The sequence below is a fragment of the Blautia obeum ATCC 29174 genome, assembly GCF_025147765.1.
GTDB classification, from domain to species: domain Bacteria; phylum Bacillota; class Clostridia; order Lachnospirales; family Lachnospiraceae; genus Blautia_A; species Blautia_A obeum.
The window spans coordinates 3,414,892-3,427,130 of sequence record NZ_CP102265.1 but is presented as its reverse complement, the minus strand read 5'-3'; the positions used below and the strand labels follow the sequence as shown (position 1 = coordinate 3,427,130).

At 42.0% G+C, this 12,239-nt stretch carries 11 protein-coding genes; 5 read left to right on the top strand and 6 right to left on the bottom strand.

Annotated elements, in window-relative coordinates:
• Nucleotides 1-106: 106 nt before the first annotated feature.
• Nucleotides 107-1,084: a LacI family DNA-binding transcriptional regulator gene (locus NQ503_RS16360; protein ID WP_005426157.1), complete on the top strand. Its 978-nt coding sequence runs from the start codon at nt 107-109 to the stop codon at nt 1,082-1,084.
• Between the two features lie 172 nt (nt 1,085-1,256).
• Here NQ503_RS16360 and NQ503_RS16355 read toward each other — a convergent pair whose 3' ends face one another.
• Nucleotides 1,257-2,537, bottom strand: coding sequence for an O-acetylhomoserine aminocarboxypropyltransferase/cysteine synthase family protein (locus NQ503_RS16355; protein ID WP_005426159.1), 1,281 nt, complete (start codon nt 2,535-2,537; stop codon nt 1,257-1,259).
• A gap of 458 nt (nt 2,538-2,995) precedes the next feature.
• On the opposite strand from NQ503_RS16355, the gene NQ503_RS16350 reads away from it, so the two are divergent.
• Nucleotides 2,996-3,520, top strand: coding sequence for a GNAT family N-acetyltransferase (locus tag NQ503_RS16350; RefSeq protein ID WP_005426161.1), 525 nt, complete (start codon nt 2,996-2,998; stop codon nt 3,518-3,520).
• A 115-nt stretch (nt 3,521-3,635) separates the two neighbouring features.
• Nucleotides 3,636-5,216 (top strand): glucose-6-phosphate isomerase, encoded by a 1,581-nt coding sequence (locus tag NQ503_RS16345; RefSeq protein ID WP_005426165.1) that lies wholly within the window; start codon nt 3,636-3,638, stop codon nt 5,214-5,216.
• Between the two features lie 86 nt (nt 5,217-5,302).
• Here NQ503_RS16345 and NQ503_RS16340 read toward each other — a convergent pair whose 3' ends face one another.
• From NQ503_RS16340 to NQ503_RS16325, 4 genes are all read right to left on the bottom strand, one after another.
• On the bottom strand, nt 5,303-7,327 hold the full coding sequence (locus tag NQ503_RS16340; RefSeq protein WP_005426167.1) for an FtsX-like permease family protein: 2,025 nt from the start codon (nt 7,325-7,327) through the stop codon (nt 5,303-5,305).
• On the bottom strand, nt 7,320-8,087 hold the full coding sequence (locus tag NQ503_RS16335; protein WP_005426169.1) for an ABC transporter ATP-binding protein: 768 nt from the start codon (nt 8,085-8,087) through the stop codon (nt 7,320-7,322). Before NQ503_RS16335 ends, NQ503_RS16340 begins: the two co-directional genes overlap by 8 nt.
• 149 nt (nt 8,088-8,236) lie before the next feature.
• Nucleotides 8,237-9,277 carry a sensor histidine kinase gene (locus NQ503_RS16330; RefSeq protein ID WP_117639190.1) on the bottom strand — a complete coding sequence of 347 codons (1,041 nt, stop codon included), beginning with the start codon at nt 9,275-9,277 and terminating at the stop codon, nt 8,237-8,239.
• 40 nt (nt 9,278-9,317) lie between these two features.
• On the bottom strand, nt 9,318-9,986 hold the full coding sequence (locus NQ503_RS16325) for a response regulator transcription factor (protein WP_005426172.1): 669 nt from the start codon (nt 9,984-9,986) through the stop codon (nt 9,318-9,320).
• Nucleotides 9,987-10,140: 154 nt separating this feature from the next.
• On the opposite strand from NQ503_RS16325, the gene NQ503_RS16320 reads away from it, so the two are divergent.
• Both NQ503_RS16320 and NQ503_RS16315 read left to right on the top strand, forming a co-directional pair.
• On the top strand, nt 10,141-10,617 hold the full coding sequence (locus NQ503_RS16320; RefSeq protein WP_005426174.1) for a DUF2284 domain-containing protein: 477 nt from the start codon (nt 10,141-10,143) through the stop codon (nt 10,615-10,617).
• Nucleotides 10,618-10,770: 153 nt separating this feature from the next.
• Nucleotides 10,771-11,418, top strand: coding sequence for an L-rhamnose mutarotase (locus tag NQ503_RS16315; RefSeq protein WP_005426177.1), 648 nt, complete (start codon nt 10,771-10,773; stop codon nt 11,416-11,418).
• A gap of 85 nt (nt 11,419-11,503) precedes the next feature.
• Here NQ503_RS16315 and NQ503_RS16310 read toward each other — a convergent pair whose 3' ends face one another.
• Nucleotides 11,504-12,088, bottom strand: coding sequence for a TetR-like C-terminal domain-containing protein (locus NQ503_RS16310; protein WP_005426179.1), 585 nt, complete (start codon nt 12,086-12,088; stop codon nt 11,504-11,506).
• Between the last annotated feature and the right edge of the window lie 151 nt (nt 12,089-12,239).

Genomic DNA, 12,239 nt, shown 5'->3' with positions numbered 1-12,239 from the left:
GGGAGCTTTTTGCATGCAAAAAAACAGAGTTTGGCTTGCGAAACATACGAGTAAATAGTTATAATAATAAAAAGATGAGTTAACCTGTAAAAACGCGGAGGATTAAATGGCAAATATTAAAGATGTGGCTAAACTGGCCGGAGTCTCGGTGACAACCGTTTCGAGAGTATTAAATAATAAAGGATATATATCACAGGATACATATGAAAGTGTATATAGAGCAATTGATCAACTGGACTATGTTCCGAATCAGATTGCACGAAATCTTTTTAAACAGAAGTCTTATTATATCAGCCTGATCGTGCCGGACAGCTCGCATCCTTTTTGGGCGGAAATAACGAAATATATTGAAAGGAAGCTTTATAAACATCATTATAAACTTTTTCTTTGTAATACGGGAGATACGGAAGATAAAGAAAGAGATTATATAAAAATGATGAGAGAAAATATGGTTGACGGTATTATTCTTGGAACACATATGCTGGCAGAGACAGAATATCAGAATCTGGATTTGCCTATTGTAGCGTTGGATTACCGGGTGGCAGAAGATATTCCGACCATCTATTCCGATCATAATAAAGGTGGCCTGCTGGCAGCAGGAGAAATTCTAAAGAATGACTGCAAATGTGTTTTAAATGTAACAGCCGTTGTGACAGATAAATCTCCATCTATTAACCGTCATAGAGTTTTTTCAGAAACATTGAAGAAAAATGGTGTAAAATGCATTGATTATACCTGGGATACAAAACAAAAAACGGAAGATTATTATCAGCAGATGAATGAACTTTTTGATAAATATCCAGAAATGGATGCAATGTTTTCAGAAGATCTGATTATTATGAATGCGTTAAAATGTGCAGGTGAGAGGGGAATGCATATTCCTGACGAATTTAAAACGGTGGGATATGATGGAACTTTGATTGCAAAGATGAGTTATCCATCAATGACTTATATTTCACAGCCAATAAAAGAACTTGCAGATACATTGGTAGATGTATTGTTAAAGAAAATAAACGGTGCAAAATTATCTGAAGATATTGTTTTAGAGGATGTCTGTCTGGTAAAAGGGCAAACTACAGAATAAAGAGAAATTGCAGAGAAAGCTCCTATGGTGGCGAAAGGCATTGTAGGGGCTTTTTTTATATGAAAAATCCACAAAACAAAGCACAAAAAAGGAAGAACGGAGTCGAGCAATGCCTTAACTAAATGACATTGCGGAGTCGAGTTCTTCCTTTTTTGAGATATACTTAATTCGATTAAATTGCGTCCAGTGCCTGAGCGATATCTGCGATCAGGTCGTTTTTATCTTCAAGGCCGCAGGAGATACGGATCAGTCCGGCTGGAATTCCGGCAGCAGCGAGCTGCTCGTCATTCATCTGGCGGTGTGTGGAGGTTGCCGGGTTGAGGCAGCAGGTTCTTGCATCTGCTACATGTGTTTCAATTGCTGCAAGTTTCAGATTTTTCATGAATTTTTCGGCAGCAGCACGTCCACCCTTTAATTCAAAGGAAACAACACCGCATCCACCGTTTGGCAGATATTTCTTTGCAGTTTCATAGTATTTGTTGGATGGAAGTGTCGGATAGTTTACGAATTCTACTTTGTCGTGTTTCTCAAGGAATTCTGCAACTGCCTGGCCGTTTTCAACATGTCTTGGCATACGTACATGAAGTGATTCCAGTCCAAGGTTCAGAATAAATGCACTTTGTGGAGACTGAGCGCAGCCGAGGTCTCTCATCAGCTGAGAAGTACATTTGGTGATGAAAGCGCCTTCTTTTCCAAATTTTTCAGCATAGGTAACTCCGTGATAAGAATCATCCGGTGTGCAGAGTCCCGGGAATTTGTCTGCATGTGCCATCCAGTCAAATTTGCCGCCATCGATGATCGCACCGCCGAGCGCTGCTCCGTGTCCATCCATATATTTGGTTGTGGAATGTGTAACGATATCTGCGCCCCATTCGATCGGACGTAAGTTGACCGGTGTTGGGAAGGTGTTATCTACGATGAGCGGCACACCATGTGCGTGCGCTGCTTTTGCAAATTTCTCGATATCAAGAACGGTAAGTGCCGGATTGGCGATAGATTCACCGAAAACAGCTCTGGTATTTTCTTTGAAAGCTGCGTTTAATTCTTCTTCTGTGCAGTCCGGGTCAACGAAGGTAACGTCTACGCCCATTTTTTTCATTGTAACTGCAAGAAGGTTGTAGGTTCCTCCATAGATGGAAGAGGAGGAAACGATATGGCTGCCGGCTTCGCAGATATTGAAGACAGCGAAGAAGTTTGCTGCCTGTCCGGAAGAAGTCAGCATACCAGAGGTACCGCCTTCGAGAGCTGTGATCTTGGCTGCAACATAGTCGTTGGTAGGATTCTGTAATCTTGAATAGAAATATCCTTCAGCTTCAAGGTCAAAGAGCTTGCCCATGTCTTCGCTGGTATCATATTTGTAAGTGGTTGACTGAATGATCGGAATCTGACGTGGTTCGCCGTTTCCTGGTGTGTAGCCTGCCTGCACGCATTTTGTATTAATAGTATAGTCCATGAATTTGCCCACCTTTATATAAATTGTAATATCTTTATGTTATACTTTTTTTTGTTATATGTAAAGAAAAAATACATACTTGATCGGTATGAGAACGAATGGGCTGTGAAGATTGAGACAATCTGTTTTTCACTTTGTTCTGGGGTAGCCGTATCGGGCACGAAATAGACCGCAAGATGGAAAAAGCCGAAATGCAGATGTCATTCTTGGGCGAAAGATAGACTGCAAATTGAGAAAAGATGAAATGCAGATAATATTCTGGGATAAAATGTAGACTTCAAATGTAGACTTCAGAACAGAAAAATATAGAATGTAGATTATATACGCGAAAAATATAGGTCCTTTTATGCATGTAAAACAGAAAAGTGCATTTACCCCAAAAAGAAAAAACTGGAATAAAATATAGCAGGTGATTAATAGGCAGGTATTAAGTAATGCTATAAACAGGAGAAACATTTATGAGACAATACAATAAAAAATTACATGAGAAATATGAATTCCGCGATATCAGGCGGGATGAGATCGAACAGGCCGTGAGAATTGAGGCAATCTGTTTTCCCCCAAATGAGGCTTGTACATATGAGCACATGGCACCACGAATCGAAAATGCACCGGATCTTTTTCTGGTGGCAGTGGACCGAAAAACTGGAAAGATGGCAGCTTTTCTGAATGGTCTGGCAACGAATCGGGAACATCTGACGGATGACTTTTTTACGGATGCTGACCAGCATGATCCGGCTGGTACAAATATTATGCTCCTTGGACTGGATGTGCTGCCGGAGCACCAACACCAGGGACTGGCAAGAGAACTGATGGAACAATATAAGGAAAGAGAACAGGTTAAGGGAAGAAAGAAGCTGATCCTGACCTGCCTCCCGGATAAGGTTGAGATGTATAAGAAATTTGGCTTTAAAGACCATGGAATCGGCGATTCTGTGTGGGGCGGCGAAGCCTGGCATGAGATGGATATTGTGTTGGAGTAGAGTAAGATATCCTTCTTTGCAGACTTGAATTTACATTCGTTTGATATTATAATCAAAGGGATTGAAACGAATCCTGAAACAGCGGGAACATTTAATTTTAAGGAGGAATCTTATTATGATTACCTGGAACAACCTGGATACTCTTGAATCATTCAAAGAACTTTTCAATGTAAAAAAAGTAAACCTTGTAGAAGCCATGACCGGAGAAAATGGTGCAGAACGTGTAAAGAACTACAGTGTACCGATGGCTGCTGGTCTTGCATATAACTATGCTGCAAAGCAGGTAGATGATGAAGTGCTGGAAGGTCTTAAAAAACTGGCAAAAGAAGCACAGCTTACTGAAAAATACGCAGCTCTTTACAATGGCGAAATGATCAATACAGGTGAGAAACGTCTTGTTCTTCATCAGCTGACACGTGGACAGCTTGGTGATACTGTCACAGCTGACGGTGTTGACAAACGTGCTTTCTATGTAGAACAGCAGCAGAAGATCGCTGACTTTGCCAATAAAGTACATGCAGGTGAGATTACAAACGCAGCAGGAGAAAAATTCACAACTGTTGTTCAGATCGGTATCGGCGGAAGTGACCTTGGTCCTCGTGCAATGTATCTTGCACTTGAAAACTGGGCAAAGAAAAACGACAAATTCAAAATGGAAGCAAAATTCATCAGCAACGTAGATCCGGATGATGCGGCAGCAGTTCTGAATTCTATCGATGTTGCACATTCCATTTTTGTACTGGTTTCCAAATCAGGTACAACCCTTGAAACTCTGACAAACGAATCTTTTGTTAAAGATGCTCTGAAGAATGCAGGTCTGGATGCTTCCAAACATATGATCGCAGTTACAAGTGAGACATCTCCTCTTGCAAAGAGCGATGATTACCTTGCAGCATTTTTCATGGATGACTATATCGGCGGACGTTATTCTTCCACATCTGCAGTTGGTGGTGCTGTATTATCTCTGGCATTCGGACCGGAAGTATTTGCAGAATTCCTTGAAGGTGCAGCAGAAGAAGACAAGCTTGCAAAGAACGAAGACGTTATGCAGAATCCGGCTATGCTGGATGCACTGATCGGTGTATATGAAAGAAATATCCTCGGATATCCAAGCACAGCTGTTCTTCCATATTCACAGGCACTGAGCCGTTTCCCGGCACATTTACAGCAGCTTGATATGGAATCCAACGGAAAATCTGTAAACCGTTTCGGTGAGCCTGTAGATTATGTGACAGGACCGGTTATCTTCGGAGAGCCAGGAACAAATGGACAGCATTCCTTCTATCAGCTCCTGCATCAGGGAACAGACATCGTACCGCTTCAGTTTATCGGATTTAAGAACAACCAGATGGGTACAGATGTAGTGATCCAGGACAGCACAAGCCAGCAGAAACTCTGTGCAAACGTAGCAGCTCAGATCGTTGCATTTGCATGCGGTAAAGCAGATGACAATCGCAATAAGAACTTCGAAGGCGGACGTCCGTCCAGCATCATCATCGGCGAGCAGGTAAATCCGGCAAGCCTTGGCGCACTCCTTGCACACTTCGAAAATAAAGTTATGTTCCAGGGATTTCTGTGGAATGTAAACAGCTTTGACCAGGAAGGCGTTCAGCTTGGTAAAGTCCTTGCAAAACGTGTTCTTGCACACGAGACAGACGGAGCATTGAAAGTATTCAGCGACCTTCTGAATATCTGATCTTGAAATTAGATTAATTATGAAATGATATAAGCCCTTCATTTACAGATGAGATTCTGCAAGTGAGGGGCTTACTTTATATGTTGTTATCTCCGTTCTACGATATGATAATACGATTTTGCGGTCATAAGATAGATCAGGCCATATACCAGTGCAAAGATCAGCACCGTACCGGCGGTACAGCCGATGAACAATCTGGTATTTGTCATGCCGAACAGCAGGAGCATCCGGCGGATCAGTGGAAATGCCATGGAAATATGAAGCATTGCCATGAGAAGCGGAAGGAAAAATACCATCAGGATCTGACGTCGGATTGAGCTTTTGACTTCGCGATGGCTCAGTCCTACTTTCTGCATGATCTCAAAACGATTCTGGTCTTCGTATCCTTCCGAGATCTGTTTGTAGTAGATGATCATCGCTGTACCGAGAAGGAAAAGTGATCCGAGGAAAATTCCGATGAACAGAAGGGAACCGTTATCTGCGTAGTAGGAATCATATTCCTGTGCACGGATTCCGGAAGTAATCCAGGAGTTATCCGACAGCTGTCCATTATCTTGCAGAGCTTTTATTGCATCCAGTACCGGTGTACCATAGGCAATTTTTGTTTCATCGGAGCCGGTGATATCCAGACCAAGATGAACGGTCAGATCCTGTCCAGCAGGGGTAGCTGAGGTATTCTTATACATTTCTGTTCGCATTTTATCAAACTTTTCAAAATCAGAATCAGTGACAACAAATACTGCATTTCTATAGACGATATCGCGACCGCAGGTCAGAGGAGAATTCTCCAGCCATTTTTTTACAGAGAAAACAGAATCATTGACTGTGAGAGAATCTGATTTTTCAGTCATCTTTGAAGCCCATGCAAGAATCTCTCCATCCTGTAATGCCGGATTTGTACCAGTGAGTTTTTCATATTCAGACTGACGCACAAGTGAAAGTGTCAGTACAGAACCAGACTCCGTTAAAGTACCTGGCTCAGCAATCTGAATCTGCCCGTGATCTATACGACTGATGATTGTGAGATAAATTTCTTCGGCTTTTTTGTCTACAGGAACCTTGTTGTCAGAAATTGCTTTTTCAAATGTTTCTATTGCAGTCTGGCATTCCTCTTCACCGACACCGGTAATGGAGATATCGGTATCGTATGGGTAACGGTTTACCATGATATCATTCATACCAAAATAGATAGAGACAGTCATGGAGATCATGAGCAAAACTCCGGTACTTAAGATACAGATGCTGGCCAGTCCGACAGCGTTCTGCTTCATACGGTAAAGCATACCGGAAATACTGATAAAATTTCCAGTCTTGTAGTAAAAGCTTTTTCTGCGGCGAAGAAACTTCAGAATTACAATACTGCCTGCAGTAAAAAGCAGATAGGTTCCTGCCATAACAAGGATTACGGCAAGCAGGAAGATTGTGATTGCTTTAATTGGTGATTCTGTTGTGATGGCAAGGTAATAACCGATACCAAGACAGATAAAACCAAGCAGTGCCATAAGCCATTTTGCTTTCGGCTCTCTTTCTCCCGTGTTGTTGCCACGAAGTAATTCTACCGGACGGCTTAAATGAATCCTTCTGAGATTCAGAAGAAGGATCAACAGGAAAATGGCACCGAACATCAGAAGACAAGTAATAATTCCCTTTGTGGAAATATAAAATCCAAGTACTGCCGGAATATGCAGCAGTCTCAGAAGAAGGAGAAGTGACAGTTTACTGGCAAGGATTCCGATTGCGATTCCACCAGTGAGGGAAAGGATCGTTGTAAAAATCGTTTCCAGTAACAGTACAATGCCGATATGATTTCTTTCCAGTCCAAGAATATTGTAAAGTCCGATTTCTTTCTGCCTTCTTTTCATCAGGAAACTGTTACTGTAGATCAGAAAGATCACACAGAAGATCACAACAACAACTTCTCCTGTAGAGAGAATCATTCGTACTTCTGCGGCATGGCGAACAGCCTGATCCAGCGTTGGACAGTCGCGTAAAAATTCCATCATATAGATCATGGCGATGCAGAAGATACAGGTGATCATGTAAGGAATGTAGGTGCTTTTATTGTTGCGGATGTTCTGAACTGCCAGTTTTGAGAAGATTCCTTTACGCATGATATTCACCGCCTGTTGTCAGTATGGTAAGCGTATCGGCAATCATCTGATACATTTCCTGGCGGGATTTACTGCCCTTATAAATCTGATGAAAAACTTCTCCATCTTTAATAAAAAGGACTCTGGATGCATGGCTGGCAGCCTGTGCACTGTGCGTGACCATCAGAATCGTCTGTCCTTCGTCATTGATCTCGCCAAACATGGAAAGCAGTGCAGATGCTGCTTTTGAATCGAGGGCTCCTGTGGGCTCATCAGCAAGAATCAGCTTCGGGTCTGTGATCAGAGCTCTGGCAACCGCTGCACGCTGTTTCTGTCCACCGGAAACTTCATAAGGATATTTATCCAGAAGTTCTGTGATACACAGTGCCTGTGCAATCGGGCGAATCTTCTGTTCCATTTCTCGGTAATCTTCGCCGGCAAGGACGAGTGGAAGATAAATATTATCTCTTAAAGAGAAGGTATCCAGCAGATTAAAATCCTGAAAAACAAAGCCAAGGTTTTTTCTTCGGAAAGCCGAGATTTCTTTTTCTGTAAGATGTACGATATTTTTTCCTTCGAGGAGAACTTCTCCGGAAGTCGGGCGGTCGAGAGATGCCAGTATATTGAGGAGGGTAGTCTTTCCGGAACCGGATTCTCCCATGATTGCAACAAATTCCCCTTTTTCTATAGAAAAAGTGACATTGGAGAGTGCCTGCACTTTGTTTCCTCCGAAACGGGTGCTGTATATTTTTTTGATATTAGTTACTTCTAGTAAAGCCATAACCGGGGCTCCTTTCTTTTTTATTGATAAGGTAAGTATAGAAATCTTTCCCGGCTTCTGCCATCGAAGCAGGTTACAATATACGAAAAAACCTTACATTTCTGTAAGGTCGTTTCGAATGGAGGCATAAACTCCTAGGATATTTCTAATTAATACATGGTCAGGACATTCTGGGAAAATTCCAGGAATACTTTTGTTCCTTTGCCTTCTTCGGAAGTTACATAGATGCGATGACCGAGACGTTTCATGATTTTCTTGCTGAGATACAGACCGATACCGGTTGCACGGTTGTTTTCACGCCCGTTGACTCCGGTGTAGCCTTTTTCGAAGATACGTGGAAGATCTTCCTTGCGGATACCGATGCCGGTATCTTCGATTATAAGTGTAACGGGAGATGGGCTTATCATGTTTGAAATATCCTCTGTATTTTGTGAGTTACCGGGGACATCTTTCAAAGAAATACGAATCCCGCCGGTACGGGTGTATTTGAGTGCGTTTGACAAAATTTGTCCAATTACAAAACCAAGCCATTTTTCATCGGTCAGGACATTCTCTGAAATTCCTTCATAAGTCAGAGACAGTTTTTTTGAAATAAAGATTCCGGCATATTTATGTATCTGTTCGCGGATGATCGAATCAAGGGCACAGCGTGAAAGTTTCAGATCTGAGGACATATCTTCTGTGCGCAGATAACCCAGAACCATTTCTACATACTGTTCAATCTTAAAAAGTTCAGTGAGAGCTTCTTTATTCACTGTCGGATTTTCCTGAAGGAGCAGACGCAGAGCAAAAATTGGTGTCTTGATCTGGTGTGCCCACATCGTGTAATAATCAGTCATTTCTTCCAGTGTCTTCTGGTTAGCAGTTTCAGCATCTATTCGCATTCGGTTCAGGCTGTGCATGATCTCCTGCTGAAGAGCATCGGCTTCGTTGGAAGGAGCATCCATACGGGACAGATTAATATCCGGTGCTGCAGAGATAATCTGAAGATTATGAATGTTCTTCTGGTAGTTATGAAAGCCGAAAGCACACGTACCAAGCCCGGTCAGAATCCAGAGGACCGCAATGTACAGAATGGGTTCCAGTGGAAGTTGGTACAGAAGGAAGATCATTCCTGTAAGTATCGTCGGAAAAAGCATCAGTAAGATTTGTAGTTTTATTTTGTTCAGATAATCCAGAAATAATTTCATAAAGTAATCCTTCATAGGGTGAGTGCTTTTAAGTTGCACATTATACCATGTATCCAAGTCCTTTTTTGGTGATGATAAAGTCTTTCAGCCCTTCCCCTTCCAGTTTTTTGCGCAGACGGGTGATATTTACGGTCAGGGTATTGTCGTCAACAAAGCTGTCACTTTCCCAGAGCTTTGTCATAATGGCATCTCTGGAGACTGCTTTTCCGGCATGTTCCAGAAGTATCTCCAGAATGCGGAGTTCGTTTTTCGTAAGGTCAATATCATGACCGTTCCAGGTCAGGGTACAGCGGGAAGGATTCAGGACAGCACCCTTATGTTCAAGGACACTTCCCGGAGTTCCGAAGGAATAGGTACGGCGCAGGATTGCCTGAATCTTGGCAGTCAGCACATCCAGATCAAATGGTTTTGCAATAAAATCGTCTGCACCACGGCTCATTGCCATGACCATATTCATATTGTCAGATGCAGAGGAAATAAAGATGATCGGTACCTGGGAAATCCGACGAATCTCCTCACACCAGTGAAAACCGTTATAAAAAGGCAGTTTCAGATCCAGCAGGACAAGCTGCGGATCTCTGTGAGCAAATTCCTGTATGATATTGGAAAAATCTTCTGCGCAGGAGACATCATATCCCCAGGAACAGAGATTCTTTTTCAGAAGGTTGGCGATGATCTCATCATCTTCTACGATGAAAATACGGTACATGGGCAGTCCTTTCTGGTAAAATTGTATTTTATGCTAATCATAACATGTCTTTGAAAGATTGCAACAAAATTCACTTTGTGGCATTATAGTAGAAGGAAATTATTTGATGTGTATAATAGAAGACTATGAATAACAACAGAAGGGAGAGTTTAATATGGATCTGGTGAAAGAGGCAATTTTCCTGGGATTTTCGGGAGCTGCCGTTATGGATACAAAAGAGCTTGTTTTTGTGCCGGAATACCGAACGTTCTGTGAAGAAAACTTATGTGGATGTTATAATGTAAATCCGGCCTGTCCTCCGGAGAGCGGAACAGCAGAAGAGATGAAACAACGTGCACTACAGTATGAAAAGACGCTGGTGCTGCAGACCATGCAGGAAGACATGCATGATTCTGCACAATACAAGAAGGACAAGTTACTGCAGAACAAAATGACTGAAGAACTTGCAGAGAAGATGAAAGCAGAGGGCAAAACAGATATCCTGATCATGAGTGCCGGACCGTACAAACATAATTCCTGTATGTCTGCATATTGCGTGGATGCACAGAAGATGGCAGATGCAGCAGGGATGCTCTGCTGGACAGACGATGGAATGGTACGGTATTTTTCACAGATTCTGTTTCATGAATAAAAGAATTTTCGAAAAAATTTCACAGGTAATATTTTACCGTAAATCAAATTGTATTACGAATGCGGATGTGGTAAAATCAGTATCAGAAAATTTGATTTTATAAATCCAGGTGGAAAACCTGGCGCATACACATATGACAGGAGGCTTCTTATTATGGAAAGACATGCATTTGCAATGAAAGTAAAAGCAGGCAGAATGAATGACTACCGCAAGAAACTCGGAGAGATCTGGCCGGAGCTGACCGCTCTTCTTGACCGCAATAAAGTAAAGAATTTCAGTATCTGGAATGCAGAAGACCTGATCTTTGGTTATTATGAAAATGAAGACGGAGCGAAATTAAGCGAAGAAGAAGTTGCAGCAAAAGATGCAATCACTGCGAAGATCGATGACACATTTGACTGGATTTCCACACCGGGTGAAGATATGAGACTGATGTATCATAACTTTGGTATTGTAAGAGAAAATAAAGAATTGATCCGTCACAGAATGTTTATGACAAAACTGAAAGCAGGATGTGAAGAGGAATACAAGAGACGCCATGACGGACTGATCGCACAGAGAGGTGACACTGTAGATCCGGGTCCGGACAGTAATTTCAGCATCTGGTGTGCCGGTGGCTATATTTTTGGATACGATGAGATCGATACTACAATGGAAGTAGAAGAAACGGTTGAATCCAGAGAGCAGACCGTTGAATGGGAAATGCGTCAGCTGGGAATCATGGACTGGATCACCAATGATGTAGACTGGATGACAGGTGATGTACATGCAGATGTAAAACGTCTGGCATGGCATAATTAAGATTACATAAAAAGAACCTTGCAGCTTCGGACAGAGATGAGTTTAAAATTTCTGTAAGAATCCGCAGGGTTCTTTTCTGTTATAATTATTTTTTCATATTCAGATAACCCTGTATGGTATTTTCAATCAGATGATAAGTCAGTCGCGCCACCTGTTCAGGAGACTCACTCTGTGGCGAAGACAGCCAGGTACGGATCAGTCCAACACATCCGTTAAGAATAAAGGCATATGGATATTTGATATCCGGATCATTTTTTGGAAATCTGTCAGGAAGTTGTTTCAGAAAAGTTTCTGCCAGAAGGTTTTCAATCTGTTCTACAAATGCCATGTCACCGTGCGGTCCGAGAAGTGCCAGGCAGAGGTCCCTGTCATTATCCATGATGGAGAAGAACTGGACAATAAATGGAAGTACGGAATCCGGGTTACCTGGGTCAATCAGGTGGTTCTGCATAACTTCCGTAATATTCTGCATTGCTTCTTCTTCAATTTTGTGCAGCATCTGATAAATGTCTGTATAGTGCAGATAAAAGGTAGAACGGTTGATATCGACCTCATCTACCAGTTCTTTTACGGAAATTTCCTTGATACTCTTCTGTTGCATAAGCCGGGCAAGTCCCTCCCGGAGCTGCGCTTTCGTTTTGCGGACGCGTCGGTCCATTTTTTCTGCCATGTAAAAATCCCCCAATCTTTTTACCAAAAACAAACAGGTTTTATGTAAAATGTCAAATTTTGACACCTAATAGACAAATATACAAAAAACGTCTATTAATATACAAAATATAAAATGTTTGTCGGTTGTAACTGTTTCCTGTGTTTAGTAT

What these genes read in the sequence shown, in the direction of transcription:
- NQ503_RS16360 (WP_005426157.1), top strand. Translation starts at nt 107, where the DNA reads ATGGCAAATATTAAAGATGTGGCTAAACTGGCCGGAGTCTCGGTGACA.
- NQ503_RS16355 (WP_005426159.1), bottom strand. Translation starts at nt 2,537, where the DNA reads ATGGACTATACTATTAATACAAAATGCGTGCAGGCAGGCTACACACCA.
- NQ503_RS16350 (WP_005426161.1), top strand. Translation starts at nt 2,996, where the DNA reads ATGAGACAATACAATAAAAAATTACATGAGAAATATGAATTCCGCGAT.
- NQ503_RS16345 (WP_005426165.1), top strand. Translation starts at nt 3,636, where the DNA reads ATGATTACCTGGAACAACCTGGATACTCTTGAATCATTCAAAGAACTT.
- NQ503_RS16340 (WP_005426167.1), bottom strand. Translation starts at nt 7,327, where the DNA reads ATGCGTAAAGGAATCTTCTCAAAACTGGCAGTTCAGAACATCCGCAAC.
- NQ503_RS16335 (WP_005426169.1), bottom strand. Translation starts at nt 8,087, where the DNA reads ATGGCTTTACTAGAAGTAACTAATATCAAAAAAATATACAGCACCCGT.
- NQ503_RS16330 (WP_117639190.1), bottom strand. Translation starts at nt 9,277, where the DNA reads ATGAAATTATTTCTGGATTATCTGAACAAAATAAAACTACAAATCTTA.
- NQ503_RS16325 (WP_005426172.1), bottom strand. Translation starts at nt 9,986, where the DNA reads ATGTACCGTATTTTCATCGTAGAAGATGATGAGATCATCGCCAACCTT.
- NQ503_RS16320 (WP_005426174.1), top strand. Translation starts at nt 10,141, where the DNA reads ATGGATCTGGTGAAAGAGGCAATTTTCCTGGGATTTTCGGGAGCTGCC.
- NQ503_RS16315 (WP_005426177.1), top strand. Translation starts at nt 10,771, where the DNA reads ATGGAAAGACATGCATTTGCAATGAAAGTAAAAGCAGGCAGAATGAAT.
- NQ503_RS16310 (WP_005426179.1), bottom strand. Translation starts at nt 12,088, where the DNA reads ATGGCAGAAAAAATGGACCGACGCGTCCGCAAAACGAAAGCGCAGCTC.